This window comes from Litoribrevibacter euphylliae, from assembly GCF_042646085.1.
Lineage (GTDB): Bacteria > Pseudomonadota > Gammaproteobacteria > Pseudomonadales > Litoribrevibacteraceae > Litoribrevibacter > Litoribrevibacter euphylliae.
Genome location: NZ_JBHRSZ010000004.1, coordinates 642,390 through 667,456 on the forward strand (window position 1 = coordinate 642,390; position 25,067 = coordinate 667,456).

The window sequence follows — 25,067 nt, forward strand, 5'->3', positions numbered from 1 at the left end:
AAAAAAAAGACCAGCCAAATTGGCTGGTCTTTTACGTTCTCAGCGAATGTTACTTAGAATCCACTCGGCCCATGAACTTACGTTCTTCGGTATTGATCTTGATGCGATCACCCGTTGAAATGTGCTCAGGTACTTGAACCGTCAAGCCAGTAGACAGGGTTGCAGGCTTTGTACGTGAGGTTGCAGAAGCACCTTTGATAGATGGGTCGGTTTGCTCGATCACTAAATCTACACTTGGTGGAAGTTCTAGGCCAACAGCAGCGCCATCAACCACAACGATGTAAATTCCTTGCGTCTCTTCAGTAATGAAAAGCACTTCGTCTTCGATGGACGCTTTGTTCAAGTTGTATGGCGTATAGTCTTCATTGTCCATGAATACATATTCTTCACCATCAATGTAAGAGAAACTTGCAGGACGCTTAATGAGATCTGCCAGGTTCAGCATTTCAGAATCTTTGAAGGTTTCGTCAACCTTGCCACCCGTTACAACGTCGTACATACGCATACGATAAATGCTGCCACCTGCGCGGCCTTGTGGTACAGAACGCTCGATGTCTTTAACAATAAGTACACGGCCGTTAAATTCGATGGCCTGATTCTTTTTAATTTCACTTGCCTTCGGCATGGCTACTTTTCCTATACAAGTCTCTTATAGATTGGGGCGTGTGACCCCAGTTAAAAAAGTGCCTAATTTATCATGAAAAGAGGGAGATGAAGAGGCTTGTTTAGAGCTTTCATCGCTATGGCGGAGTGTAGGAGGTATCCATAGCGATGAAAGTGGAGGGAACGGACTATTTGATGTACTTATTGACCAACTCTTGGAATTTTCCGCTGGCTTTTATTTCTTTCAAGCCTTGATTGAAATCCTGGATGATTTGTTGATGTTTAGGGTTTTTCTTGCCTACAGCAATGTGCATGGGTTTGGTCGATAGGGGATTGGTCACAAAGGTAATTTTGCCGAGCATTTCGGGGGCTTCTTTTGCTAGTAATGATTTAGCAACAAGTTCGTCTTCCAATGTGAGATCAATTCGTCCAGCGACTAGCTTTTTAACGTTGGATACTAAATCTTTGGTTTCATGGCGTTTAAAGTTGGTCGCATTTAAAAATTCATCTCCATAGCCATAACCCCTTACGACGCCAATGTTTTTACCTGTGAGGCTGTCCATTCCGTTGTACTGAAAAGAATCCTTGGATCTCATGATGAACTTTATTTCGTTTGATAGGTAATCATCGCTAAAGGCTAGGTATTCGCTTCGCTCTTGAGTAAACCAGGCGGAAGCTAGGACATCATACTGTGCATTCTTAACGCCGTTCAATGCGCGTGCCCAAGGAACGAAATTCATTTTGATCTGGTAGCCCTTTGGCTCCAAAGCTGCTCGAACAATTTCGATGGAAAGCCCTTGTCCAGCGGCATCTTCATCCACAAAGGGCGGCCAAGGATCTTGAGCAATGGTGAGTGTTTGGGCGTGACTGCTTACTGTGAATAGCAAGCAGAATAGGGTAGAAATCAAAGCTCTAATCATCGTAATTACTCCTGATTATTAGTAATGAGATTAGTAGCAATGGTTGGCTTCGCAAGTGTGGTACAGAGTGTTGCTTGAATGGGCAGGAGATAATCGAGTACGTGCCGTTAGGAGAAAGGGGAATAAGAGGAGAAGGGCATAGAAATAAGGGCCACTCAGATCGAGTGACCCTTATACAGTGTTAGAAACCTTCCAAAACAATTTTGCCGCGAGATGTACCCGATTCGAGTATTCTGTGGGCTTCCATCACGTTAGCGGCGTTGATGCTACCGAGGTGTTTAGCCAAGGTGGTTTTGATTTTGCCTTGATCAATCAAAGATGCCACTTGATTTAGCAATTGATGCTGTTTGATTTGATCGTCTGTTTGGAACATAGAGCGGGTGTACATAAACTCCCAATGCAAAGATATGCTTTTTAATTTGAGCTTTCTGACATCCAATTCTTTCGGGTCATCAATTAATGCCAAGCGGCCTTGCGGCTTCAGGCTAGTAATGATTTCATCCAAATGATCATCTGTATTGGTTAATGAAATTACCGTGTCCACTTGATCAATGCCAATGGCGTTTAGTTCTTCACTGAGTGGGTTCCTGTGATTGATGACTTGATCAGCCCCCAGCTCAAGCAGCCATTCTTTGCTTTCATCGCGAGAAGCCGTTGCAATGATGTTCAGTTGAGTCAGCTGTTTTGCTAGCTGAACAAGAATGGAGCCAACACCGCCGGCGGCGCCAACCACTAGAACCGTTTCCTGACTGTCGTCGGAATAGTTCAAACGATCAAACAGAAGTTCCCATGCAGTAATAGCGGTGAGAGGCAAAGCGGCTGCTTCGGCATTGTTGATACTTCTTGGTGCTAAGCCTGCGATACGTTCATCTACTAGATGAAATTCACTGTTGGTACCTGGGCGGGTTAGATCGCCTGCGTAAAACACTTTGTCGCCAGGCCTGAACAATGTGACTTTGTCGCCAATGGCTTCAACCGTCCCGACGGCATCCCAGCCTAAAATCTTGTAGTCGGAGCCTTGAGGCTCTGCGCCCATGCGAACTTTAGTGTCAACCGGGTTCACTGAGATAGCATCTATTTTCACTAATACGTCGTGGCCGGTAGCGCTTGGTTTGTCGACTTCGATATCCAGTAGTGATGTGTCAGTTAATTGTGGGGTAGGGGTTTGGTAGCCAATGGCTTTCATGTCTGAGCTCCTAAAATCGAACAACTAAATAAGATAGGGACAGATTAAATGTAAATTCTATTTTGAAAAATAAGGTATTATTTAACTTACTTTCAAAAAATATTTGATAATTATGAAGTCACTTCAGGATATACGCGTTTTCTTACGGGTTGTGGAGGCGGGAAGTATTTCTCAGGCCGCCAGAGATCTTGATCAAACGCCTGCCGCAGTGAGCGCTGCGGTTAAACGCTTAGAAGCTGAATTGGATTTTCAGCTCTTGGTGCGCTCAACGCGAAGTCTACGATTAACGAATGAAGGGGAGCGCTTTGTTGAATCGGCTCACCAGGCGTTGGATATATTGGAAGCTTCGGTGAATGAAATACATTCGTCGACACAAGAGTTAAGGGGCAAATTGCGAATCTCAATGCCATCGGATCTCGGGCGTAATATTGTACTGCCTTGGATCGATGAATTTATGGATGCCCATCCTCAAGTGCAAATACAGGTGTTTGCGTCTGACACCGTTAGTGATATTTACAGTGAGGCCATTGATCTTACTCTTAGATATGGCTATCTCCCGGATTCAAGTTTGGTTTCTACGGTCTTGCTGCCTGATATTCGGCGAGTATTGTGTGCTTCTCCAATATATATAGAAAAATATGGGGCGCCCAAAGAACCTAAGGAACTGGTTCATCATCAATGCATTAGTTTTATGCGATACGGTCGAGTCTATGATGAGTGGGAATTCCAAAGTCAAACTGAAACGCTTGAAGTGAAAGTGTCGTGTCATCGAGTAACTAATGACAGCGATGTGGTGCGTCGTTGGTTGTTGAATGGCTATGGCATTGCCTATCGTTCCGAGCTGGATTTGGCGAGAGATTTGGAATCCGGCGCGTTAGTCGAACTTTGTTCGGAATGGAATACGACAGTGATTCCGCTCAATATGATGTATGCCGATCGCCGACAGATTACTCCTCTCGTGATGACGTTTCGCGAATTCCTGAAAGAGCGATTAGCGTCAATCGTTTTATCCTAGTCAGTTTATTCTCAGCTATGAGTTATTTACGGCTAGGCGCGGGTCGAAATTTTGTTGCGACATTCAAGATCCGTAAAAACTTGGGGCACTCAAAGTGGCTGGGTGCTTTGCACGCGGCCGCATGTCGAAGGCCATCTCGCATCCGGGTCAGTTCTTTGATTTTTCCATCAAGCTCATCCGCTTTGTCTAACAGCAGTTGTCTATCAATTTCAGGGCCGTTAGGGGTGAACATACTGCCAATCTCATCGAGCGACAGGCCAGCAACTCGGCCAAGAGAGATCAAGGCAAGCTTCTGAATCACACTGGCCGGGAAGAGCCTTCGTAAGCCGTTCCGGCCATGGGATTTAATCAATCCTTTTTCTTCGTAATATCTTAACGCCGAAGCAGGCAAGCCCGTTGCTTTGGAGACCTCGCCAATATCCAACGATTCTTTTTGAACCACAGGTTTCTTTTTATTTAACGCTGTCTTTTGAGTATCGCTATTTAGTTCTGTTGAATTGGGCATAAGGTCTTGACCTAAAGTTGACTTTAAGTCGTATGCTAGGTTTGAACCTGCACAAAAGCAAGGTTCCTTAGTTTTAAATTTGGATGATCCACATAGTTTTATTAGGAGGAACTATGGACGCAAGTTTTTGGTATGAACGATGGGAAAGGAAAGAAATAGCTTTTCATGAAGACGAAGTGAACGACTTTCTGGTCACGCACTTTGCTAGTTTGAACGTGATGCCCGGGGCCAGAGTATTTATCCCCCTATGCGGAAAAACTCGTGACATTGCCTGGTTAATGTCACAAGGCTATCAAGTGGTGGGGGCGGAGCTCAGTGAACTTGCTGTTCAAGAGCTATTTGAAGAGCTAGAGGTCGATCCAGAGATTATCACTCTAGAGAATCACGCTCTCTATCGTGCTGCAGGGATTGATATTTTTGTCGGCGATGTCTTTGCCTTGACGCCTGACATGGTCGGAGAGGTTAATGCTATTTATGACAGGGCGGCACTGGTTGCTTTGCCGTTGGAAACGCGTAAGCGCTATACCCAACTATTGGTGACCTTAACCTCCTGTGCACCTCAGTTAGTGATCTCTTATCAATACGATCAATCGAAATTGGACGGCCCACCATTTTCTATTTCGCAAGAAGAGCTATTTCAACATTACCAAGCGCAGTTTGAAATCAGTCAGCAGGACTTGAAAGCAGTAGAGGGCTGCCTTAAGGGTCAGGTTGAAGCCGTTGAGAGCGTATGGTTGTTGCAGCCAACGTCTTGCTAAAGAGAAAGGGGAACGTTTTATTTAGAAGAGTATTGACAGGCTAGGACGGCTGTCCTATTTTTAGTTTAGGACGTATGTCCTAGCCTGTAAGAAGGCGCTCAATGTTAGTGTCGTTAGGAACTCAGATGAATCAATCTACCCGAGAATTAATTGTCGAACGTGCCGATGAACTCTTTTATCAGCAAGGGTTTGAACACACCTCGTTTGCGCACATCGCGAAAGAAGTAAATATTTCTCGTGGAAACTTTTATCACCACTTCAAAAGCAAGGATCAAATACTGGATGCAGTTATTGATTTGCGACTGGCCAATACCCAATCCATGTTGGATGAGTGGGAATTGGAAGGGGAGACGCCTGATGCTCGCATTCGATGTTTTATCCAAATTTTGATTCGTAACATGGCGAAGATCACTTTGTACGGCTGTCCTGTCGGAACGCTAACCACAGAGTTAGCCAAGCTGAATCATGTGGCTTTGGGTCGAGCCAATGAAGTGTTTACCTTGTTTCGGGGCTGGCTAACACAGCAATTTGAAGCTCAGGGATGTGGCGACCAGTCAGATGAATTGGCTATGCATCTTTTGGCGCGAAGCCAGGGAATCGCGACTTTAGCCAGCGCCTTTCAGGACGAATCGTTTATTCATGATGAAGTAAAGACGCTAAATCAATGGTTGGAACAGCAACTGTCGAATTCATAACCGCTTTATATACACAACTACTTCATATAGATGACCAAGGGAGAGAAAACATGTTTATCGTGATGCTGAAATTTTCAGAGAACAAAGCACAAGCCGGACAATTCATGGACGCTCATAAAGCATGGATCGAACAGGGCATTCAGGATGGCGTGTTTGCATTGGTTGGAAGTTTACCCGACGTGGGTGGCGGTATTCTTGTTCATAATCTTAGCCGTGATGCATTGGAGCAACGCATTAAGGATGACCCGTTTGTGGCGGAAAATGTCGTTACACCGGAAATCATTGAGTTCATTCCAAACAAGGGGGATGAACGTTTTTCGTTTCTAATTGATCAGGGATGAGAAGTCTAAATCACCGAGTTGTTTGAATAGCAGATGAGTTCTGGTTTTAAACATGAGTACCAACATTTTGCTCTTTTACTATCCTTAGATGGTTGCTGTTTGGCGATAAGCTGGTTGCTTATATGTAGTAATCTCTTATTATTGCCAACCACTGAATGGAAGCATCAAAATTAGGCCTCCGTTGAATCCATAATTGGCTTTTCAAGGGCGCTCAATGTTTAATCAAACCTTAACTAGGATGTCTGCTTTGTACTCGGGGTGTGCCCTATCTTTTTTATGCTCACGCATGCTTTTACTTGTCTTAATGTTGGTCTCGTTTGGGGCCAAAGCTGAACTGTCGATTGACCTTAATACACATGGTCAGCATAAGGTGGAAGACAACGCACTATGGTATAAAGTGCCGGAGTTCGCTGACTCACCTGACTATCAAAAATTAATTTCGGCTTATCAACAAAGCGCATTTGCAGAGAGCAATTTGTTAGGAAAACGTGGTGGTTACGTTGCTCGAATACCGCTCAGATCTTCCTTGTCTGAACGCGCATTATGGTATGTTGTCGTCAATGCTAATTTTATTGATAAAGGCATTGCTTATTGGGTACCTGACGACGCCAGTCAACGATCAGTTCTGGCCGAATTTTCTCAGACAAACGATGAAATAACTCCCAGATTGGCTCACTATCAGGCGTTGGCGTTAATAACTGAACCAAAGCAAAGTGGTGAGCTATGGGTTTATCTGGCTTCGGATCAATTTGTTTATTCTACGTCCATCGATATTTTGAATGAGGCTCAGTTTTATCGAAAACAATTGCTGCTGAATCTGATTACCGTTGCGACCGTTACCATGATGCTGGTATTAGCTGCGCTAGCACTGATTGTCTATTTCCGTACTGGCTATGCCGTTACATTGGCTTGTGCCGGGTACATAGGTTTGCACGGTATAGGTTGGGCTGCGGCGGCTGGATTAGTTGAGGATCTTTGGCGTAATCCGCTGGTGAATACGGCTTATGGTGGTATCTTGCTTTTTCCGTTTGCGATTGCGTCTGCCAGCTATTTTACCCGGTTACTATTTGCCTGCGATGACGAGGCTCCAAGGCTTTCTCGGGTATTGAAGGTTTTCTCTTATGCCAGTGTGATGTTAGGGCTTGCTATACCGTTTCTGGCCTTTTATCAGGCGTTTATTGTTTCACATCTTTTGGCGGCGACTTGGGTTCCCATCATGTTGTTTGTTGGGCTGTATATGCTTCGCCTAAGTGACTTTCGGGCTAAGTATTATGTGCTGGGAAGTGGCTTGTATGCCGCGTCATTGGTCTTCTATATCTATTCACATGTAACCGATCAAGCGACAGATTTGTATCCAGAGCTTGTAGTCTTGGTGGCCTTGGCTCTGGATTGTCTATGCATTTTGCTGTCGATGTCTGAGTGGATGAGACAGAAACAAGTTGAGTTTAATCGAAGCTATTACCAAGCGAGAGTTGACCCTCTCACACAAGTAGGTAATCGGTTCTCTTTTAATGAAGCGCTAAAAGCAGCGAAAGCCGAAGTGGTGGTAACCTTTATTGATCTGGATGGCATGAAAACCGTCAATGATCAGATGGGGCATGATACGGGTGATCGCTTGTTGAAAGAGAGTGCTTCCTTATTGAGTGATCATTTAGGAGAGAAAGGGCAGGCTTTTCGAACCGGTGGTGACGAGTTTATTTTGCTGGTTGATCCGGTCAACTTCGCGTCAACAGAAGCCTGTTGTATTTACCTTCAAACTTTGGTCGAAGATGTTGAAGGCTGGCTAAGAGAGAATGGTTGGGAGCAGGTTGGCTTGAGCTTTGGTATGGCCAGCTCTTTCGAAGCAACGTCCATTTCCACCTGTCTCTCGTTGGCTGACCAACGCATGTACGATCATAAACGCAGTAAATCCTGTCGGCGGTTGGGTGCCGTTTCGAAATAGCGTTTTGAAATAGCACTTCGAAAAAACGGCTATCACAGAACTGAGCTAATCGTTTATTTCATCTTATTTTTGGACAAACCTCTGCAATTGGGAATTTATCTGGTTAACGGATTGATTGATTCGTAACGCCAATTGCAGCAATTGTTCCGAGTTGTCGTTTGTTTTCTCGGTGACGTCTTTAATGCTGGCGATACCATCGTTGATCTCATGAGTGATGTCTGCCTGAGTTTCAGCGGCTTGAGAAAGCTGCATATTTTGCTCTTGAATGTTCTCGATGGCGTGACTGACGTTCTCAATCATTTCATTGGTTTCCATCGCTTTTGTTTTGCTCGTGCTTAGGCTTTGCTTGCCTCTGTCTATGGTACTTACTGCATTAATAGCGCCTTGTTGTAGTTGTTCGATCATCTTATTGATTTCTTCTGTCGACTCTTGAGTGCGGCTGGCGAGTGTTCGAACTTCATCAGCAACGACGGCAAAGCCTCGACCTTGTTCACCCGCTCGGGCGGCTTCGATGGCCGCATTCAATGCTAATAAGTTAGTTTGTTCTGCAATGCCACGAATAACATCTAACACACCACCGATGTTTTGGCTGTCGGCTTCCAGGGTTCCAACCACTTCTGCCACTTTTTCCATTTCTTGCGCAAAGTTTTCTACGGCTGATAGGTTTTCCTCTACGGTTCGGTTGCCTTGGCTGGTTTGTTTTTGGGTTTCCGTTGAACTGTTAGCCGTCTCGGCGGCAATGTCTCGCATCTCTTGAGTAGAGTTCGCCATTTCATTCATGGAATGGGCAACCCGCTCTGAAATTTGATGTTGATTCTTGGCATCGTTCTGGGTTTGTTGCGTAATACGTTCCATATCCTCTGTGCTTTTGGTGAGCTCTTCTACTTGTGCATTGATGTCTTTCATGGTCGTAGACAGGCGTTCCATAAAGTGATTAAAGGCGCTGGTGATGTCACCGATTTCATCTTGAGAAGCGCTTTCTAATCGTTGATCAAGATTGCCTTCACCCTCGGCAATGTCCATCAAGGCTACTTTAACTTTACGTAGACGTTCAGAGATGAGTTTTCTGAACATAAAGAACAGCAGTCCGACGGTGCCACCCAATACAATCAGAATAATGACGGCGATCTGGGTGTTGAGACTGGCGGCTTTCGCGAGTTCTTCTTCGATGGGCACCTGGACTTCCAAAATACCTCGAACGTCATTAAGCTTCCAACCGGTTTTTGGGGTGTCTGGGTGCGAGTTATGGCAGTTAACACAGCCTTGTGCCGCCATGGTATCGGCCAGTGCCACACGAACGACTTCTTTGCCCTTGATCATTTCAACCCTTGAAAAACTGAGTTTAGGATCTTGGTTGAGCGTGTCCCAGGCTTCTTTGCCAAAGGCATCCAGTGTTCTGCTCTTCCGGTTTGGAAAAGGATACGGACTATAAAGTTTAAGAGTAATGATGTTGTTATCAGAAAACTCTTTGCTTAAGTCGTGAATAAAGGTCGCAGGTAAAGGAACAATTCCGGCTTGATCCTTGTGTTCGTAATGCGGGCGAATGCCTTCGACAGGAAGTACTTTCTTGATGATGTTCTTGGTGTAGTAACCACGGATGGTCTTGTATTGCTTGACGGTACTTTCTGCGGAAGAAACGGCTGCTGCAATTGCGTGTTCTTTGGTGACTTGCGGAACATAGGTAAACAATACTATGAGTACTACCACCAGTATAAGAACGAGAGGAGAGAATAATCGCGTACTTAACTTACCAAAATAATTCTTGCTCATCCTGAACCACCTTAGTTTGACGAGCTACATCTACGGAAAGTGTAGTTCAACTCACTCGTTTTGCAGGTGATTTGATGTTCTTTATGTAAGACATTTCCTGAAATTTCTGTTGCCAAATTGAAAAAATCTGTGGTTGAGGCTTTAACGCTTGAGTGCTTTATTTAGTTATTAAGTATTGAGATTTAAATTAGATCAGCTAAACCTAGATGTATGAGATGCTTCTGAGGATGTTGTGATGAAGTTAAGATGGGTTTATTTGATTCCTTCCATACTTCTTCTTGTTTTTAGTGTCAGGCTGCATGCGGAATTAATCACTTTCGGTGTCACTGACGATGAGCCGCCGTTAAGTAGTATTTATGATGAAAAAGCGTATGGCTTGATTCCTGACATGATTCGCTTGGTGTTTGATTATTTGCCGGGCTATCGGGTCAAAGCGGAAGCCTACCCGTGGCCAAGAGCTCAGTATTTGGTTGAGCATGGTCAACTGGATGCGTTGTTGACTTATCCGTCCGAAAAACGTCAAAAGTATGCGACGTTCAGTAGTTTTCCTGTCTATCGAATCGATTTTGGTTATCTGATTTTTAGAAAAGATCATCCGAAGCGCGCTTTGATGGAAAGTGCAGAAGAGTTCAGCGATTTAGTATCTTTGACTGTGGTAACTCAAGTTGGGGCAGAGTGGGAGGCAGACAATATTCCAAAGGCGTTACCGCATAAAGAAGTAAAAGACCTCGAGAGCATGATTCATCTGGTTTTGGGTCGTGAAGAAGGTGATTACTTTATTATGCCTCCGGAACAGGCTGTCTATTTAGCTAAGAAATTTGGTTATCAGCATAGGGTGAGTTACGCCCCGGTGCGCTTCATTCCTGATTCATTGATTCCTTTTCATATCGGTATTCGGAAGGATCATCCACATGCCAGGTTATTAGTGAAAGAGATTAACAAGTTGGCGAACAACACTGAGTTTATCAAGAAGAAACAAGCACTGATTGACCGTTATCGAGAATAACAAAGAGAGCCTAAAGAGAAACGTCCAGATGATGAGTACTCACATCTGGACGCTATTATAGAGGCCTTTTCTAAGCCATTAATTCATGCAGCTCGCGCAGAAGTGTTTCTGTTTGATTCCAGCTGATGCAAGCGTCGGTGATAGACAAACCGTAAGTCAGTTGCCCATCTTTATTTGGCCCGTTCATGCCTTGATTTCCAGGTTCTATGAAGCTTTCCAGCATGATGCCTGCAATACCCTGGTTTGCTTGGTGGCCGTTAAGTCCTTTACGTTGTTCAACCACTTTTTGAGCAATCGGAATCTGGCGCTCGTGTTGCTTTTGTGAGTTATCGTGGCTGCAGTCCACAATCACTTTCGGATGCAGTTGATCGCTCTTTGCCGCTTTCTCTAATTGCTCTAACGTAGCCTTGATGCTGGTTTCATCGTAGTTAGTTAGGTTACGACCGCCACGAAGAACAATATGGGTATCCGGGTTTCCTGGGGTGTCCAGCATGGCAATTTGACCGTCCAGATCCATACCTAAGCAATGATGGCTTCGGCTTGAAGAAATCATGGCATTGATTGCGTTTTGGACGGAGCCGTCAGTGCCGTTTTTAATCCCCACAGGCATGCCTAAGTGACTGATCATTTCACGGTGGATTTGTGATTCCGAAGTACGCGCACCAATGGCAGTCCAACTGATCAGATCATCCAGGTACAGCATGGTCATCGGGCTAAGTGCTTCAATAGCAAGAGGTAGACCCATTTCTACCAGATTAAGAAGCAAAGCACGTGAACGGGTTAAACCAAGCTCAATGTTACCGCTGCCATCACGCTCAGGGTCGTAAGCCAGGCCTTTCCAGCCTGTGGTTGTTCTTGGTTTTTCAACGTAGGTGCGCATGACGATCATCAAGCGATCAGAGAGTTGGTCATTCAATGCTTTGAGGCGACGACCGTAGTCGAGGGCAGCTTTTTCATCATGAAGTGAACAAGGGCCGGTGATGACAAGTAACTTATTCGATTCGTTAGGTTTGTTTGAAAGGAGATCGGTGATCTGTTGACGGTGTTTATCAACTTGAAGGGCTAAATGGTCAGAAAGCGGCAGTCGGTGTTTTAACGCTCGGGGCGTTTCCAACGGTCGCACTGCCAGGCTCTTTTGCAGCGGTTGATCTGCGTCGTTGGCCGCATCACTTGAGGTTTCTCTCGCGTGATCGGTGCTTTGACAGGTATCGGTTAAAGCAGAGTCTTGTTTGTTGAGTCGAGTCGTCATTGTGGTTATTCCTTTAGATTTTCATTCTTCCCCAAAACTTTTTAGGCGCTTCTGGTGTTTCAAAAAGTACGTTTTGAATAACCATAAAAAAACCCCGACCAGCTGACTGCTAATCGGGGTTTCTTGGCAGTCGGCTGGAGTTTGCCGGGCTGCCTGTGATTTTTTCTAATCTTAGCGGGTGCCCAGCATTTGGCTAAAGTAATAGCCAAAGAAAAACTCTGAGGAGCACCAATACGCAACAACATTCTTAACGGTCTTTACAGAAGAAATACCTTTCAAAGACACAACAAAAATACCGCGTCCGTTGTTGGCGCGGGTAGCAAGTTTGTTTGAAGTCATTGCATTTAATCTGTTCATTCTTTGGATAATAACCATGTAATTCAGGATTGCAACCTTAGTCTTAAAAATTCATACATCTTTTATCACTTGGCGTAGTATAAAATCACTTATATGAGTGCCATGGTTACATGTAGGCTCTTTCAATCGCGTTTATGGAACCATCTTTTTTGCGCTTAGTAATGACCTGGTTTATACGCTTTAACAGGTCGTCGGAGTAGCAGGGTGACTGCTTGGCAAGAGACAGATGAACTTGGTTGATGCTAAGTGGTTTTTCCAATGCAACGATTTGCCCATCGTAGCCGTAGCGCTTGATTTTTCTTTGAGTGTTTAGGTAGGGGAGAATGATGTAATCCGTTCTTCGGTGGCTAAGCATGGCTAGAATTTGCTCGTGATCTTTGACTTCCTGAATATCCAGTTCGGATTTGTATTGATCAAATGCCTGCCCAAAACTGACACCACTTGGGATTAACCCGTGACGTTCTCTGAGATCAGTGATTTTTGTAAACTTGAACCTTCCTCTTTGATGAGTGTATATCCGCACTTCATCTTGCGAGAAGCTTCTAGTGATTGCCCATTTTTGAGCGCGCTCTTCATTCCAGTAGTTTCCTGCCAGAAGATCCGCTTGGCCACTGTCCATCTTTTGTTCGATACGACGCCAAGGTTGTCCAACCTGAAAATCAATCGAAAGGTGCAAGTCGCTTCCAATCAAACGAACAACATCGTAGGCAATACCAGTTGGATATTTTTCATCAATATGTTCTTGGTCTCCTTTGTTTAGGAAAGCAAAAGGAATCCATTGGTCTGAACCGACCACCGTCAATGTGTCACAGTTTGAGCTCCATGAGTAAGAGCTGAAAAGAGAGACGAATAGAAACGTCGAAAAAAATTTCGGGAATGAATAATCCATCATCCTTGTATCCTGACACTTCAATCAATGCCGCGTTCAAACGTGGACTTGTAAAGGGCGCTAAGAATAAATGGTTTCAATCAAAAAGTATTGAAATATTACAGTTTCAATATTTTACATTGTCCAGTGAATCTTTAGGCTAAACTCGTTTCCCTAGGTAATTTCAGAAATAACGCTATTCAGTTAGGGATAACTATGACCACATTAGTTCTTGGCGCCAATGGACAAACCGGACGATTGGTTGTTGAGGCGCTATTAGAAAGAGATGAAAGTGTTATAGCCGTCGTTCGATCCAAAGAATCTTTGCCTATGGATGTGCTGGATCATGCATTGCTTCATGTTGTTGAAGTCAGCATTACGGACATCACAGAGGCTGAAATCGGTTTTTTGGTTAAAGAAGCGTCGTCGATTGTGTGTTGTCTCGGGCATAACCTAAGCTGGCAAGGTCTTTATGGTGAACCAAGGCGATTGGTCAGAGACAGTGTTAAGCGTATTTGCAGCGAAGTGGAATCGAGAAATCTTAACGGTGTTAAAAAGTTCGTTTTAATGAATTCAACTGGGTGTCGAAACTCAGATTTAAAAGAGCAAGTATCGGTTGCTCAAAAAATCGTAATCGGCCTTCTGAAACTATTATTGCCACCTCACGCGGATAATGAACAAGCTGCGGAGTTTTTACGCAAACAAATAGGTCAGGATAATCAGCAAATCGAATGGGTGGTAGTACGGCCTGATGGTTTGATCGATGAGAATCAAGTGTCCGGATATGAGTTGCACCCATCACCCATTCGAAGTGCTATTTTCGACCCGGGTAAAACCAGCCGAATTAATGTTGCAGACTTTATGGCCGCGTTGATTACAGACGAAACTCTGTGGCAGTCCTGGAAAGGCCAGGCGCCTGTCATCTACAACGAAGGTTGTTGAACTTCGTTGTAGATATTCGTTGTAGAGCTTTGTTGTAGAACTTCGTTATAGGCTCTTACGCATGTGCTGATCTACAGGTGTTTTCGCCTTTAGCCATGTTTCACATTCATATCAATTTCAGCAGAAAAGACTTCGTCGCCATTGGTATCAATTACCGAGACAGGCACACGTATAGTCCCTTCCTGGCTCCAATCAATGTTTGAACCATCTGAGATGGCGGTTAAGTCCGTTTTTGCTTTCTTCTTATATTTCACTTCCATGCCGGCGGGAATCCAACGTGCGCCCTTGGGAATTGAAACGTCCGTCATCATACCGCCCGCCAACTCGGCCATATTGCACATGGCAATCGCGTGAACCGTATTTAAGTGATTGGTCACACGACGGCGTTTCTTAATTGCGATGACACATTTACCTGCACCTAGTTCTTTTACTTCCGGCTTGATGCTTGCGAAATAGGGCGCAGTGAAGCAGATGGCTTTGCTGAATAGGAACTTTCCAAAAGGAAGTTTTGTAAGTTGGTCATAGACTTTCTGTGTTTTCATAGCTTCCTCGGACGAGTATCTCTGGCCTCATTAGTGCCATTCGTGGTTAAGAATCTGGATTATTATATAAATTAGAATATTATTCTAGAATTTAATTCTAATTTATAACTTTGACCCTGTGATATGATTCGCCCAAATTAACTCTGGATGATCAGATGAGTAATCAACAAGTGAAGCAGCATTCCAAGACAGCCGCCAAGAAACGAGACATTTTGAAGAAGGCTTTGGGCTGCTTTAGTACGCATGGTGTGGCTGGTACTACGATTGAGATGATTTGCCAGGAAACCGGTACCAGCGTAGGAAGCCTTTATCATCACTTTGGAAATAAAGAAGCCATTGCCAGCGCTGTGTACATTGAGGGTTTGAATGATTTTGGTAGTTTAGCTGTTCGTTATTTAACAGAACTTGAGGCGAAGCAGTTATCGCTCGAAGAAAAAGCAGAGCAGGCCATTAAAGTTATGGTTTACGCCAATGTGGATTGGATTAGCGAAAACCAAGATTGGGCTCGCTTCATTTTTCAGCATCGACAGGTGGTTCGAGAAGGTAAAGGTGCCGGCGTGCTCAAGGATAACCTGTCCACGTTTTACAAAAAACTAATCGACTACAAACGCCCTATGGTGGACGCTGGTTTACTCAAAGACTGGCCGATTGAGATGTTCAGCGCCTTTATCTCTGGCCCAGTGCATGACTATGCACGTCATTATTTGGCGGGACGTTACTCTGATCTTCTTAGTGACTATCGAGAAGAGCTTGCTGAGGGCGCGTGGCGAGCGCTTAAAGGCTAATGAACAATGGCCACAGATTTAATCTGTGCCCAGGCGTTTGAACCTGGTTTTAGGTTGAGATGATGGAGTGATTTGTTGGTAACTCGGGCTATTAAATAGGAGTCGCCTGCTTTTAGCCGAACCAATGACATTGATGTGCTGGTGCACGCTTGTATGGCCTCGATGGATACCTGGATTCTGTTGAGGATACTCATATCATCATGAGAGCTCAGGGCCAAACTCACGTCTTTAGCCAGTATTCGGATACGAACATTTTGTTGAAGTGCTTCGCCACCATCACACACCCAAACGGTGCCACCATTAAAGGCGACTTTGTTCAGTTGCCATTGTTCATCGCGTTCTATGACTTGGCCTTCAATGACTACGCCTGTGTCATCACCTAATTCGATCGGTAAATCCACACGCGAAAATACTTCGGTTAGGTTTCCTTGGGCGATGACCTTGCCGTTCTCAAGCGTGACGGCATGATCCGCAAGACGTGCTACTTCGTTCATCGAATGACTGACGTACAAGATGGGTATATCAAAACTGGATTTGAGCCGTTCCAGGTAAGGTAGAATTTCCCGCTTACGAGCGAGATCGAGCGATGCCAACGGCTCATCCATCAATAGTATTCTAGGCTGAATTAGTAAGGCTCGGGCAATAGCCACGCGCTGTCTTTCTCCACCGGACAGTTGGGACGGATAGCGTTTTAAAATGGGCTTAATGCCCATAGTTGCAATAACTCGGTCGTACAGTTCTGTTGATGGCGTTTGATCAGCGCGTTTAATGGCGTAGTTGAGGTTACCTTGGGCGGTTAAGTGAGGAAAGAGACTGGCTTCCTGAAACACGTACCCTAACGGGCGTTTGTGTGTCGGCACAAATTGAGAGGCGTTCTGCCAAACGTCCCCATTCACACTAAGCTGGCCTTGATCTGCTCGTTCTAACCCTGCCACGCAACGTAAAAAACTGGTTTTTCCTGACCCAGAATGACCAAAAATCGCGGTAATGCCTGAACCAGGAAGCGTGACATCAACATCCAAACCAAAGCCATGATCTTCAGCCCTTTGGGCTTTTGAAGCACGTTTATTGGAGGTATAACTCAGCTTAAAGGCCGCTTGGATGCTGTTGTTATTCTTGGATTTAAGTGCCAAGGATTCACGTTTCAATGATTCAGGTTTTATTGATTCAAGAGTCAAAACGAGCCTCGCTTACCTAAACATTGAGAAGGTTTGTTTTCGTTGAAACCAATACAAACCCAGTAGGGTTACGAACGAAAAGGCCACCATCAAACCGGATAACGTGTGTGCCTGCGTGTATTCCAATGCTTCCACATGATCATAGATTTGTACCGAAACGACGCGGGTTTCTTCCGGGATATTACCGCCAATCATTAATACCACGCCAAATTCACCCACTGTATGAGCAAAGCCTAAGACGGCAGCGGTGAGAAAGCCCGGTTTTGCCAGTGGCAGGACGACGGTAAAGAAACGATCAATAGGGCCGGCTCGGAGCGTGGCTGCGACTTCGAACGGTCGGTTGCCTAAGGCTTCAATGGCGTTCTGAATGGGCTGAACAACGAAGGGTAAGGAATAAAAGACGGAGGCAACGACTAAGCCCCAAAACGTGAAGGGCAGAGTGCCTAATCCTAAGCTTTGAGTGAACTGACCAATAAAGCCACTCGGCCCCATAGCAATCAACAAATAGAAGCCTAATACGGTGGGAGGAAGCACCAGCGGAAGAGCAACGATGGCTGCTACCGGGCCTTTTAACCAAGATTGGGTTCGCGCTAACCACCAAGCGATAGGGGTTCCTACCACCAATAAAATAAGCGTGACCGTAGTTGCTAGACGCAGTGTTAACCAGAGGGCGGCTATGTCTGCATTAGAGAGTAGGTCAGAGTTAGAAAATAAATCAGCGCCTGAAAAGCTCATAGAGATTTATTGATCCACTTGAAATTGTTGATCCAAAAGTTGCGGTTCATCGACCATGGAATGAGAGGGAGTAGTGTAGCCATAGGATTCAATAATTCGTTTTCCTTCATTCGATTGAACAAAGCTTATCAAGGCTTTGGCGGCTTCGCTACGTTCACCACGTTTTAACAATATCGCGTCTTGTTTAATCGGTGAATAGAAGGATTGAGGCACAATCCAGCTAGAGCCAAGGCTTATCTGGCTTGGTTGTTCCTGTTGATCTTGTCTTAGCTGTGTTTGTTCTAACTGTGCTTGTTTTAGCTCTGCTTGTTTTAATTGGGAAAGCGCTATAAAGCCCAAGTCCGCATTACCGGTGCTCACAAATTGATAGGTTTGGGCAATGTTTTCACCTTGAACCCACTTACTGCGAGTCGACTTCACTAGTTTTAATTGTTCTAGCACCTGTACCGCTGCGGCACCGTAGGGCGCAAGCTTTGGGTTCGCAAAGGCTAATTTATTGAACTTATCGCTGGATAGCACACTGGCACCATCAGTGATCAAATCAGATTTCGAAGACCACAGTGCCAAGGCTCCAATGGCGTAAGTAAAGCGGCTGTTAGGAACACTGAACCCTGCTTTTTTATGAGCGGTTTCAAGAGCAATAGGCTTGGCTTGATCCGCCGAGAAGAATACTTGAAACGGCGCGCCATGCTGAATTTGAGCGAAGATTTTTCCTGATGATCCATAAGACGCAACGACTGAATGGCCAGTGTTCTGTTCAAAGGTTTCAATCAAGGCTTTCATGGCAAAGGTGAAGTTGGATGCGACCGCGATCTTCAGCGTTTCTGGTTCATTCTGTGGTTGTGCCTGGGCTATTTGTGCCTGAACAAGTGTCGTGGAAAGAGCGAAAACACTGGTGAGCAGAAGTCGGAATAAGGTCATTCAAGTTCCAAAAAGGTAGTAAAATCGGCTATCGAAAAGTCGCAATATGATGATCTATAACGGGTATTTGCTCAAGCGGGATGTTGTTCTATTACGGCACTGTTTGTGAGTGTAATAGATGTTGAAAGTCTTCTGGTTGAATCTAATCAGGAGAAGAAGATTGGCTATGGTATTTAATCGGTGAAATAAGTTAGCATTCAAAAGCTGTCTGACCAGACGATTTTGTAGGCAAGGGAGGCCAAAAGATGCAAAAGCTCAATGAATCACTTTGGGTGTTCGAGGGAAGTAACGTATCGTTTTTCACCATGCCGTTTTCGACGCGAATGGTGGTTGTCCAGCTAGCGGACGGTAAGCTTTGGGTACACAGCCCCATCAAATTAACGGATGCGCTTCTTCAGGAAATCCAACAGCTTGGCGAAGTGGGGTATTTGATTGCGCCGAATCATCTGCATCATTTATTCATCGATCAATGGCAAAAAGCCTTTCCAGATGCGCTGACTTACGGAACCGAAGAGGTTGCCAAGAAACGTTCGGATCTTAAGTTCGATGGTGTTCTTGATTCATCCCAAACTGAAAACCTACCTTGGCACAAAGAACTCGATCAGCTGCTATTTACTGGCTCCAGAGCCATGGAAGAGTGTGTTTTCTTTCATAAAGCCTCTAACACCCTGATCGTTACAGATTTAGTCGAAAACTTCCGACCGGATTTCTTTAAACCCTGGCAACGAGTCATTGCCAAAGGTGTCGGAATTCTGCATCCCAATGGCAAAATGCCCATTGATTGGCGGCTCTCATTTCTGTTCAGTAAGGCTGAAGCAAGGCAGCATATTCAGACTATTTTAAGTTGGAAACCAGAGACTTTGATCATGGCGCACGGTGTGATTGTTGAAGAGAATGCGTCTGAATTTCTGAAACGTTCATTTGCCTGGTTAACGCCAATTCTATAATAGTAGCTAGCTTTAGAGTTCATCTATCTAGTCAATTACATGGGAATTCGTAGTGCTAGAACCTCTACTAGCAATACCTCTTATTTATAGATTACTCATTATGCGAGTGTTATGCTTCGCGCCGCCTAATAAATATCAAAATTTGTTAAATGAATGGAAATCATTGTGAATAGCAGTATAAAAAAAATTTCGATTATTATTTTAGCTTTAATTATCACAGGCTGTTCGGTTAGACCTTACTCAAATATCGAAGCTATTAAAACCGATGCAAAATTAGCTGAAGGAATATCCTTACCTTATTCTATTTCAGCTGCTTATTATGCTCCCTCTGAAGAGCTGTCAAGAGTAGATAAAGCTTTAAGAGGTAATCAATATAATGTTCAAGTTGAACTTGTGGAATCAGGCAAAGCCTTTAATAGAGCTCTAGATCTTGTCTTGACTGGCTATTTCAGCAAAGTCGAAAAACTTGCTCCAAAGTCCAAGTTTGACGTGCTTTTTAAATTCAAAAGTAAACCTACTTGGGATCGCATTTGGGGACGCTGTAATGTTGAGCTTGAGACAACTGTTAATGCATGGGACGGTGAGGAATTATTTAGTATATCCACAAAAGGTGCTGTACAAGCAAATTATGAAGAAAACTGTGTAATGAATGCTTATGCAGAAGCGCTTGAGGAGGCAATAATTGAGTTTGTAAACAAAGCTCAGCACCTACGGATTGATAAAACAGAGAAGAAAGAAAGCTTTTTCCAGTCTGGTAACTTTGAAAAGTACTTTTCTGATTTAAAACCAACAAGTACAGGCACTGGCTTTTACGTATCCAAAAACGGAGACCTAATGACCGCTTCTCATGTAGTAAATGAATGTTTCATGCTCAAGGTGAAAGAAGGTGAAGAGGTCTTTCCCGCCACATTATCGAGTGAAAGTAAATTACTTGATGTTGCAATTCTAAAGACTGATAAGCCTAGGAAAGGATTTTTAAATGTTAGATCTTTAGGTAATGACCTTAATATTCTTGGAAATCCTGTAGAGGTTGTTGGGTATCCTCTTTCAGGAATACTATCTGATTCACCCTCGCTCACAGTAGGAAATGTTACTTCTTTGAATGGTTTAAAAGGTTCTAAAAGTATTTTTCAATATTCAGCACCAATCCAGCCTGGTAATAGTGGGGGGCCTGTATATACGCCAGAAGGTGATGTAATTGGAATGGTAACCTCTACTTTGAATCAGAGTATCCTGCTTCAAACTACCGGTAACGTAGCTCAGAATGTGAACTTTGGAATTCGAGGGGAATTCTTAAATAAATTTCTTTCAGTTAATGACAAGAAAATACCAGAAAAAGAAAAGGGGTCTAAGAGAGATGTGCTAACAAATACTGTGCAAGTACTTTGTTATAAATAGAAGGAATAGTCGTATGAAATTTATAAGAGTTTTACTTTTAGCTTTATTTCCAGTGGTTTGTTATTCAGAGGAGGCTAAGTTCCCTCCAGTGTTTTATCAAACAAATGTGCAAGATGAAGCATTTGAAGTCTTGCTTAAACAAGAAAGTAACTTTGAAATGATTGATTCAGAGTCGGTTGGAAGACCTATAGGATTACTGATTGTTGAAAAGAGTAGAAGAAAACAAACTGCAACGGCTTTTTCTTCGGGCCTTATCTCTGCTGTTGCTTTAGGGGTTCTACCTGTTCTGGATGATCGGGAATACGCCATAAGTTACAAGTTATATGCTCAAGGGCAGGAAATTGTTGAGTTTGAATATGGTGTTACTGCAACTGAATTTCGTAATTTTTGGACCATACATAAAACAATAAATAAAGCTGCTGATGCAGAAAATGCCTATAGAAATCAAACGATTAGTATGTTTTTTGATGACTTGACTAAGAGCAAAGAGGCAAACAAATTATTTGAAGAATATAGATATTACTTTAAATAATTCCCAAGATTATTCTTCAGGGTAGAGTTCTAAATATCAAGGAAGATACCAATGCGAACAACATTCTTATTTTTTGTAACTATTTTCACGCTATTTCCAATGGGTTCAATGGCTGCCATCGAAACCTTTGTTCGTGATTACACCTACAACGCGAGTGAGAACGATTCGAAAGTCAGTGCTCGTAAAGCGGCGTTGCAGCAGTTGCAAGTGACGGTGATTCAGGAAGTCGGGGTTCAGGTACGTTCTTCTTTTGAGGTGGAAGATCATGTTTCTAACGATGAGTTATCACGTGATGTTCAAGCGCATTATGGGACTTACGCTAAAGCGCTGACCAAGTCCGTGATACTTGAAGAGAAGTGGAACGGTGAGACCTTTTATATCAAAGCGGAAATCATTGTCGACACCGATCAGGTAGGGCAACAGATTCAACGTATGACCCAGCCGCCGGGTGTTGCAGTGAAAGACCCTTGCGAAGCGAAAGCAGAGCAAGCGTATGACTTGATCAAGAACATGCATCGTAAAGAGAAAGTCGAAGCCTTGGTTGAATTGGCGTTGGACAACCCAATTGATGAGGAATGTCATAGCTGGCAGTTGTCGGCAATGACTCAGTTCCGTCTGGCGGATATGGATGATCCGGAGTATCGCAAGTACATCTTCGAGCAAGCAGAAAAAGAGTCCACCTCTTTCCAAGGGGATTTACTGGTCAATGTGTTGAGATACGCATTACGCATCAAAGCGTTATCCGATGCAGAATGGGATCAAGTGTTGGATATTTTACCGAGCACTGACAAAAGAACCGCTTCAACCGTAACTACCTTATTGATCAATCATACCCGTGATGAAGAGGCCGAAGGCTTATCTCGTTACAGTGCAGAAGTAAACGATCGTAAACAAGATAAAAATGCTTTAGTCGATAAATTAGACCGATTGTTTACCATGGCGAAAAATTACCGTCTAGGGACCGAAGACAAACTGTTGGCCTCTGAATTCGCTCTTCGAGCGCTGTCTTCACTGCCCGCTCATCAACTGGAAGTGGCTTTTTACTATTACCCCAAGATGCAACCGGTGATGGATACGCAAGATCACCAAAAGCTAAGCCGTGTCTTTACCAGCACCTTTAATAAGCGTTTGGATGAGCGCAGTTTGGCCTTGTTGGTCAATTATTTTAAGGATGTGGAAGTCAATCAGCAGGTTTCTCGTTCAATGCATGGGGTGATTCAGCGTTTAGATCGTGAAGCCAAAAAGCCGGAAAATGTGTTCCAGCAGAAAGCCTTGATAGAACTTATGTCGGCAGACAAAGAAAAGATGTCGGCCACGCTTTCTCAAATGCGTACGAATCAGAAAGAAAAGAATTTATGGTTTGTTCGGTTTGATCTCCCTAATTCAGAAGCGTGCAGTGTTGAAGAATGTGCAGCGCAGTTATTCGATTCAAACAAACGCACGCAGCAAGATGCATCAGAATACCTTGCCGCCTATGGTGATCGTGCCAAGTCTGTTGAAGATAAAGTGATTAAGAAGTTAACCCGTGTTCGAGCGCTGACGAAATTTGAAGAGCCGAGATACATCACCTCGAATCTGATTCGAGTGCTGGGTAACATTGGTGCGTCGTCTGATGAGGCGTATCGTTTGATGGTCTGGGGGCTCGACGGAAAAACCAAGCATGTTCAGGAAGCGGCGATTGAGGTGATGACTCAGGTTGGTGCCAAAGCGCTTCCGATGATGAAAGAAGAGTATTCCAAAATCTCTCAAACTGGTCAGCGTCGAATTGTGAATGTAGTGGGGACGTTCAAGACCAAACAGTCGGATGCTCAACTTTTCTTAGCTTCAATTAAGCCTGCCAATGACTACATTCGATTTGCCATTGAAGACGCGCAGATCAGTCTTGTTCCTCAATAATATCCAGCATGTCTTTTAGGGAGTGGGCAAAATTGCCCCTCCCAAATGTCTAAAACCACACTCCGGACGCTCGTCCATTCCCTCTATTTTGTTCCCTCACATAATAATGACTATGAGAGGAACAAGCGTGACGCTAAATATCATTGATTTCGAAACCGCGAAGACGGCCAAAGGCCTGAGAATGACTGCCGTGAGAGGCATCCCCAGCCCTTGGACTGAAGCTGCGAAAGGCATTCTTTGCGTGAAAGGTATTGATTACCACGCCGTCTACCATGATCCGTTCAGCAAAGAAATGGCTGAGTGGGCAGGTTCTGCAAGTGTCCCCGCGATTGTCTATAACGATGAGACGCCCGTTTCTGATTGGCGGGACATTTTGGCGTTAGCTGAGCGGTTAAACCCTGATGTTCCTTTACTGCCTAACGATGAAGCGAGTAAAGGCTTGGTGTTGGAATACGCCAAGCTAATGTGTGGTAAACAAGGTTTGGGTTGGTATTCGAGATTACAGAAAGTCCATAAAGGCTTACTAGGAGAAGAGGGCGGTTATTCAAAGCCCATTGCTCAATACCTGGCTTCAAAATACGGTTATAACGCCGAAGATGCTGATAGCTATACGGACAAAGTCATTGATTTGCTCACTATCTTGTCGACACGTTTGAAGGAACAACAGGCGTCTGGCAAAAAGTTTTACGAGGGAGACACCTTAACCGCCGCGGATATCTACTCTACGACTTTCATAGGGTATTTTAATCCATTGCCTGAAGAGCAATGCCAAATGCTCGAACCTATTCGAAAGGTGTTTGAACAGCAGGATCAAGCGGTGCTTGATGCATTAGATCCTGTTCTTATTGAGCACCGAGACTTCATCTACTCTGAGTTTCTTGAGTTGCCAGTGAGTTTGTAGTCGGTGGTATAAAAGTAGTGAAGGGCTCTATTGCTGAGCCCACTGCTTTAAACCTTTTTGAGTGTCCTCAAGATCTTTCGTTAGGATCTCTTCAACAACAGATTCCCGTGTTGTTTCTTATTAAGCGTAATCGTATTTGCCACCTTTCTCTAACGCCTGTTGATAGGCTGGGCGACTCTGGAAGCGTTTCACGTAATTGACAATGTGTGGGTGTTGCTGGTTAGCAATCCCTCTGGCAACACAGGCTTCTAATGGAAAGCTCATTTGGAAATCCGCACCGGTTAATTGATCGCCTGCAAACCATTCATTCTGAGATAAATGTTGGTTAATAAATTTCAAATGATTATCCAGGTTTGGCCCAATAAAGGTGCTGGTTGCTTTGTCTGCAATGGCTTTGGCGATGGGTCTAACGAAGAACGGCATTGGGCTGGTTTTTACTTTTTCAAAGACCAGTTTCAACAGAAGATAGGGCATCAAGGAGCCTTCCGCGTAATGCATCCAATACAGGTAATTCTGATAGGCCTTCCCTGATTGTTCTGGCAAAAACTGATTGCCGTGTGTTTGTAGAAGATACTCAATGATCGCGCCAGATTCCGCCAGTGTGATCTCTCCATCAACCAAAACGGGTGCTTTACCTAATGGATGCACTTTCTTTAATGAATCAGGAGCAAACATGGTTTTGGGGTCGCGTTCGTATCGAATGATTTCATAAGGTAATCCGATCTCTTCAAGTGCCCAAAGTAGTCGTTGAGAACGAGAGTTATTCAAATGGTGAAGTTTAATCATTATTGGCTTCCTTTTGTTTTTCCGTCTAGGGCGGCTTGGCAGTGCTTATAACGTTTTCAGATTTTTTTATTGGTTTGGTCTTAACTGTTTGGTTCGTTAAGTGTTCATTAGGTTCGATTGAGCAGAACTTCATTAAAAAATCTTGTACGAAAAACTCGTGAGTTTAGATCACTTTCTTTTTTTGCAAACTATGCACGAAAATCCTTATGAAAAGACGACATGGAGCCCTATGGGTGTCGTTTAGTTAGTTTTTTCTCAGTGAATAGGTTGAGAGAATCAAGAGGTTCCT

Annotated in this window: 26 protein-coding genes; 13 read left to right on the forward strand and 13 right to left on the reverse strand. The window is 44.1% G+C overall.

Features of this window, described 5'->3' with window-relative positions; genetic code table 11:
• Positions 1 to 49: 49 nt before the first annotated feature.
• The 3 genes from efpL to ACFOEK_RS10405 all read right to left on the reverse strand — a co-directional run bounded on the left by efpL (position 50) and on the right by ACFOEK_RS10405 (position 2,709).
• Entirely contained in the window at positions 50 to 625 is a 576-nt protein-coding gene (efpL, locus tag ACFOEK_RS10395) for an elongation factor P-like protein EfpL (RefSeq protein WP_386720185.1), read from the reverse strand.
• A gap of 166 nt (positions 626 to 791) precedes the next feature.
• The gene (locus tag ACFOEK_RS10400; RefSeq protein WP_386720188.1) at positions 792 to 1,523 is read right to left on the reverse strand and encodes a transporter substrate-binding domain-containing protein; all 732 of its coding nucleotides are present in this window, start codon (positions 1,521 to 1,523) and stop codon (positions 792 to 794) included.
• A gap of 181 nt (positions 1,524 to 1,704) precedes the next feature.
• The gene (locus ACFOEK_RS10405; protein ID WP_386720191.1) at positions 1,705 to 2,709 is read right to left on the reverse strand and encodes a zinc-binding alcohol dehydrogenase family protein; all 1,005 of its coding nucleotides are present in this window, start codon (positions 2,707 to 2,709) and stop codon (positions 1,705 to 1,707) included.
• A 112-nt stretch (positions 2,710 to 2,821) separates the two neighbouring features.
• Between ACFOEK_RS10405 and ACFOEK_RS10410 the strand changes: the two genes are divergently transcribed.
• A complete protein-coding gene (locus ACFOEK_RS10410) occupies positions 2,822 to 3,724 on the forward strand; it encodes a LysR family transcriptional regulator (RefSeq protein ID WP_386720194.1) in 903 nt (300 codons plus the stop codon).
• Positions 3,725 to 3,746: 22 nt separating this feature from the next.
• On the opposite strand, the gene ACFOEK_RS10415 is transcribed toward ACFOEK_RS10410, so the two are convergent.
• The gene (locus tag ACFOEK_RS10415) at positions 3,747 to 4,229 is read right to left on the reverse strand and encodes a helix-turn-helix domain-containing protein (RefSeq protein WP_386720197.1); all 483 of its coding nucleotides are present in this window, start codon (positions 4,227 to 4,229) and stop codon (positions 3,747 to 3,749) included.
• Between the two features lie 113 nt (positions 4,230 to 4,342).
• Here ACFOEK_RS10415 and tmpT point away from each other — a divergent pair, with 113 nt between their 5' ends.
• The 4 genes from tmpT to ACFOEK_RS10435 all read left to right on the forward strand — a co-directional run bounded on the left by tmpT (position 4,343) and on the right by ACFOEK_RS10435 (position 7,965).
• Complete coding sequence (tmpT, locus tag ACFOEK_RS10420; protein ID WP_386720200.1) at positions 4,343 to 4,987, forward strand: thiopurine S-methyltransferase; 645 nt, start codon at positions 4,343 to 4,345, stop codon at positions 4,985 to 4,987.
• Positions 4,988 to 5,112: 125 nt separating this feature from the next.
• Positions 5,113 to 5,682 carry a TetR/AcrR family transcriptional regulator gene (locus ACFOEK_RS10425; protein ID WP_386720202.1) on the forward strand — a complete coding sequence of 190 codons (570 nt, stop codon included), beginning with the start codon at positions 5,113 to 5,115 and terminating at the stop codon, positions 5,680 to 5,682.
• Positions 5,683 to 5,732: 50 nt separating this feature from the next.
• The gene (locus ACFOEK_RS10430) at positions 5,733 to 6,023 is read left to right on the forward strand and encodes a YciI family protein (RefSeq protein WP_386720205.1); all 291 of its coding nucleotides are present in this window, start codon (positions 5,733 to 5,735) and stop codon (positions 6,021 to 6,023) included.
• A 286-nt stretch (positions 6,024 to 6,309) separates the two neighbouring features.
• Positions 6,310 to 7,965 carry a sensor domain-containing diguanylate cyclase gene (locus ACFOEK_RS10435; RefSeq protein ID WP_386720208.1) on the forward strand — a complete coding sequence of 552 codons (1,656 nt, stop codon included), beginning with the start codon at positions 6,310 to 6,312 and terminating at the stop codon, positions 7,963 to 7,965.
• Positions 7,966 to 8,028: 63 nt separating this feature from the next.
• Here the strand turns inward: ACFOEK_RS10435 and ACFOEK_RS10440 are convergent, their stop codons facing one another.
• Positions 8,029 to 9,735, reverse strand: a complete 1,707-nt coding sequence (locus ACFOEK_RS10440) for a methyl-accepting chemotaxis protein (protein ID WP_386720211.1) — start codon at positions 9,733 to 9,735, stop codon at positions 8,029 to 8,031.
• 235 nt (positions 9,736 to 9,970) lie between these two features.
• Here ACFOEK_RS10440 and ACFOEK_RS10445 point away from each other — a divergent pair, with 235 nt between their 5' ends.
• The gene (locus ACFOEK_RS10445) at positions 9,971 to 10,741 is read left to right on the forward strand and encodes a substrate-binding periplasmic protein (protein ID WP_386720214.1); all 771 of its coding nucleotides are present in this window, start codon (positions 9,971 to 9,973) and stop codon (positions 10,739 to 10,741) included.
• 70 nt (positions 10,742 to 10,811) lie between these two features.
• Here ACFOEK_RS10445 and ACFOEK_RS10450 read toward each other — a convergent pair whose 3' ends face one another.
• The 3 genes from ACFOEK_RS10450 to ACFOEK_RS10460 form a co-directional block, all read right to left on the reverse strand.
• Positions 10,812 to 11,990 carry a 3-deoxy-7-phosphoheptulonate synthase gene (locus ACFOEK_RS10450; RefSeq protein ID WP_386720217.1) on the reverse strand — a complete coding sequence of 393 codons (1,179 nt, stop codon included), beginning with the start codon at positions 11,988 to 11,990 and terminating at the stop codon, positions 10,812 to 10,814.
• Between the two features lie 171 nt (positions 11,991 to 12,161).
• Complete coding sequence (locus ACFOEK_RS10455) at positions 12,162 to 12,329, reverse strand: hypothetical protein (protein ID WP_386720220.1); 168 nt, start codon at positions 12,327 to 12,329, stop codon at positions 12,162 to 12,164.
• 124 nt (positions 12,330 to 12,453) lie between these two features.
• A complete protein-coding gene (locus ACFOEK_RS10460; protein ID WP_386720223.1) occupies positions 12,454 to 13,239 on the reverse strand; it encodes a substrate-binding periplasmic protein in 786 nt (261 codons plus the stop codon).
• A gap of 192 nt (positions 13,240 to 13,431) precedes the next feature.
• Here ACFOEK_RS10460 and ACFOEK_RS10465 point away from each other — a divergent pair, with 192 nt between their 5' ends.
• The gene (locus tag ACFOEK_RS10465) at positions 13,432 to 14,157 is read left to right on the forward strand and encodes an NAD(P)-dependent oxidoreductase (RefSeq protein WP_386720226.1); all 726 of its coding nucleotides are present in this window, start codon (positions 13,432 to 13,434) and stop codon (positions 14,155 to 14,157) included.
• A gap of 89 nt (positions 14,158 to 14,246) precedes the next feature.
• On the opposite strand, the gene ACFOEK_RS10470 is transcribed toward ACFOEK_RS10465, so the two are convergent.
• Positions 14,247 to 14,699 (reverse strand): hotdog fold domain-containing protein, encoded by a 453-nt coding sequence (locus ACFOEK_RS10470; protein ID WP_386720229.1) that lies wholly within the window; start codon positions 14,697 to 14,699, stop codon positions 14,247 to 14,249.
• A gap of 155 nt (positions 14,700 to 14,854) precedes the next feature.
• On the opposite strand from ACFOEK_RS10470, the gene ACFOEK_RS10475 reads away from it, so the two are divergent.
• Entirely contained in the window at positions 14,855 to 15,484 is a 630-nt protein-coding gene (locus tag ACFOEK_RS10475; RefSeq protein ID WP_386720232.1) for a TetR/AcrR family transcriptional regulator, read from the forward strand.
• Here ACFOEK_RS10475 and modC read toward each other — a convergent pair.
• Genes modC through modA form a run of 3 tightly spaced genes read right to left on the reverse strand, consistent with a single transcriptional unit; the run spans position 15,481 to position 18,318 of the window.
• A complete protein-coding gene (gene modC, locus ACFOEK_RS10480; protein ID WP_386720235.1) occupies positions 15,481 to 16,662 on the reverse strand; it encodes a molybdenum ABC transporter ATP-binding protein in 1,182 nt (393 codons plus the stop codon). The two genes, ACFOEK_RS10475 and modC, sit on opposite strands and share 4 nt — an antisense overlap.
• Before the next feature lie 12 nt (positions 16,663 to 16,674).
• Positions 16,675 to 17,397 (reverse strand): molybdate ABC transporter permease subunit, encoded by a 723-nt coding sequence (modB, locus tag ACFOEK_RS10485; protein WP_386720238.1) that lies wholly within the window; start codon positions 17,395 to 17,397, stop codon positions 16,675 to 16,677.
• 6 nt (positions 17,398 to 17,403) lie between these two features.
• A complete protein-coding gene (gene modA, locus ACFOEK_RS10490) occupies positions 17,404 to 18,318 on the reverse strand; it encodes a molybdate ABC transporter substrate-binding protein (RefSeq protein WP_386720241.1) in 915 nt (304 codons plus the stop codon).
• A gap of 245 nt (positions 18,319 to 18,563) precedes the next feature.
• On the opposite strand from modA, the gene ACFOEK_RS10495 reads away from it, so the two are divergent.
• The 5 genes from ACFOEK_RS10495 (at position 18,564) to ACFOEK_RS10515 (ending at position 23,992) form a co-directional block, all read left to right on the forward strand.
• Complete coding sequence (locus ACFOEK_RS10495; protein WP_386720244.1) at positions 18,564 to 19,265, forward strand: DUF4336 domain-containing protein; 702 nt, start codon at positions 18,564 to 18,566, stop codon at positions 19,263 to 19,265.
• Between the two features lie 165 nt (positions 19,266 to 19,430).
• Positions 19,431 to 20,663 (forward strand): S1 family peptidase, encoded by a 1,233-nt coding sequence (locus ACFOEK_RS10500; RefSeq protein ID WP_386720247.1) that lies wholly within the window; start codon positions 19,431 to 19,433, stop codon positions 20,661 to 20,663.
• Positions 20,664 to 20,676: 13 nt separating this feature from the next.
• The gene (locus ACFOEK_RS10505) at positions 20,677 to 21,195 is read left to right on the forward strand and encodes a hypothetical protein (protein ID WP_386720250.1); all 519 of its coding nucleotides are present in this window, start codon (positions 20,677 to 20,679) and stop codon (positions 21,193 to 21,195) included.
• Positions 21,196 to 21,246: 51 nt separating this feature from the next.
• The gene (locus ACFOEK_RS10510; RefSeq protein ID WP_386720253.1) at positions 21,247 to 23,091 is read left to right on the forward strand and encodes a hypothetical protein; all 1,845 of its coding nucleotides are present in this window, start codon (positions 21,247 to 21,249) and stop codon (positions 23,089 to 23,091) included.
• A 127-nt stretch (positions 23,092 to 23,218) separates the two neighbouring features.
• On the forward strand, positions 23,219 to 23,992 hold the full coding sequence (locus ACFOEK_RS10515; protein ID WP_386720256.1) for a hypothetical protein: 774 nt from the start codon (positions 23,219 to 23,221) through the stop codon (positions 23,990 to 23,992).
• 120 nt (positions 23,993 to 24,112) lie between these two features.
• Here the strand turns inward: ACFOEK_RS10515 and ACFOEK_RS10520 are convergent, their stop codons facing one another.
• Positions 24,113 to 24,778: a glutathione S-transferase family protein gene (locus ACFOEK_RS10520; RefSeq protein WP_386720259.1), complete on the reverse strand. Its 666-nt coding sequence runs from the start codon at positions 24,776 to 24,778 to the stop codon at positions 24,113 to 24,115.
• Between the last annotated feature and the right edge of the window lie 289 nt (positions 24,779 to 25,067).

Coding starts and splice junctions, on each gene's coding strand:
- ACFOEK_RS10430 (WP_386720205.1), top strand. CDS start 5,733: ATGTTTATCGTGATGCTGAAATTTTCAGAGAACAAAGCACAAGCCGGA.
- ACFOEK_RS10435 (WP_386720208.1), top strand. CDS start 6,310: ATGCTTTTACTTGTCTTAATGTTGGTCTCGTTTGGGGCCAAAGCTGAA.
- ACFOEK_RS10520 (WP_386720259.1), bottom strand. CDS start 24,778: ATGATTAAACTTCACCATTTGAATAACTCTCGTTCTCAACGACTACTT.
- ACFOEK_RS10405 (WP_386720191.1), bottom strand. CDS start 2,709: ATGAAAGCCATTGGCTACCAAACCCCTACCCCACAATTAACTGACACA.
- modA (WP_386720241.1), bottom strand. CDS start 18,318: ATGACCTTATTCCGACTTCTGCTCACCAGTGTTTTCGCTCTTTCCACG.
- tmpT (WP_386720200.1), top strand. CDS start 4,343: ATGGACGCAAGTTTTTGGTATGAACGATGGGAAAGGAAAGAAATAGCT.
- ACFOEK_RS10425 (WP_386720202.1), top strand. CDS start 5,113: ATGAATCAATCTACCCGAGAATTAATTGTCGAACGTGCCGATGAACTC.
- ACFOEK_RS10455 (WP_386720220.1), bottom strand. CDS start 12,329: ATGACTTCAAACAAACTTGCTACCCGCGCCAACAACGGACGCGGTATT.
- ACFOEK_RS10505 (WP_386720250.1), top strand. CDS start 20,677: ATGAAATTTATAAGAGTTTTACTTTTAGCTTTATTTCCAGTGGTTTGT.
- modB (WP_386720238.1), bottom strand. CDS start 17,397: ATGAGCTTTTCAGGCGCTGATTTATTTTCTAACTCTGACCTACTCTCT.
- ACFOEK_RS10510 (WP_386720253.1), top strand. CDS start 21,247: ATGCGAACAACATTCTTATTTTTTGTAACTATTTTCACGCTATTTCCA.
- ACFOEK_RS10475 (WP_386720232.1), top strand. CDS start 14,855: ATGAGTAATCAACAAGTGAAGCAGCATTCCAAGACAGCCGCCAAGAAA.
- ACFOEK_RS10410 (WP_386720194.1), top strand. CDS start 2,822: ATGAAGTCACTTCAGGATATACGCGTTTTCTTACGGGTTGTGGAGGCG.
- ACFOEK_RS10440 (WP_386720211.1), bottom strand. CDS start 9,735: ATGAGCAAGAATTATTTTGGTAAGTTAAGTACGCGATTATTCTCTCCT.
- ACFOEK_RS10400 (WP_386720188.1), bottom strand. CDS start 1,523: ATGATTAGAGCTTTGATTTCTACCCTATTCTGCTTGCTATTCACAGTA.
- efpL (WP_386720185.1), bottom strand. CDS start 625: ATGCCGAAGGCAAGTGAAATTAAAAAGAATCAGGCCATCGAATTTAAC.
- ACFOEK_RS10460 (WP_386720223.1), bottom strand. CDS start 13,239: ATGATGGATTATTCATTCCCGAAATTTTTTTCGACGTTTCTATTCGTC.
- ACFOEK_RS10495 (WP_386720244.1), top strand. CDS start 18,564: ATGCAAAAGCTCAATGAATCACTTTGGGTGTTCGAGGGAAGTAACGTA.
- ACFOEK_RS10450 (WP_386720217.1), bottom strand. CDS start 11,990: ATGACGACTCGACTCAACAAACAAGACTCTGCTTTAACCGATACCTGT.
- ACFOEK_RS10445 (WP_386720214.1), top strand. CDS start 9,971: ATGAAGTTAAGATGGGTTTATTTGATTCCTTCCATACTTCTTCTTGTT.
- ACFOEK_RS10415 (WP_386720197.1), bottom strand. CDS start 4,229: ATGCCCAATTCAACAGAACTAAATAGCGATACTCAAAAGACAGCGTTA.
- ACFOEK_RS10470 (WP_386720229.1), bottom strand. CDS start 14,699: ATGAAAACACAGAAAGTCTATGACCAACTTACAAAACTTCCTTTTGGA.
- ACFOEK_RS10465 (WP_386720226.1), top strand. CDS start 13,432: ATGACCACATTAGTTCTTGGCGCCAATGGACAAACCGGACGATTGGTT.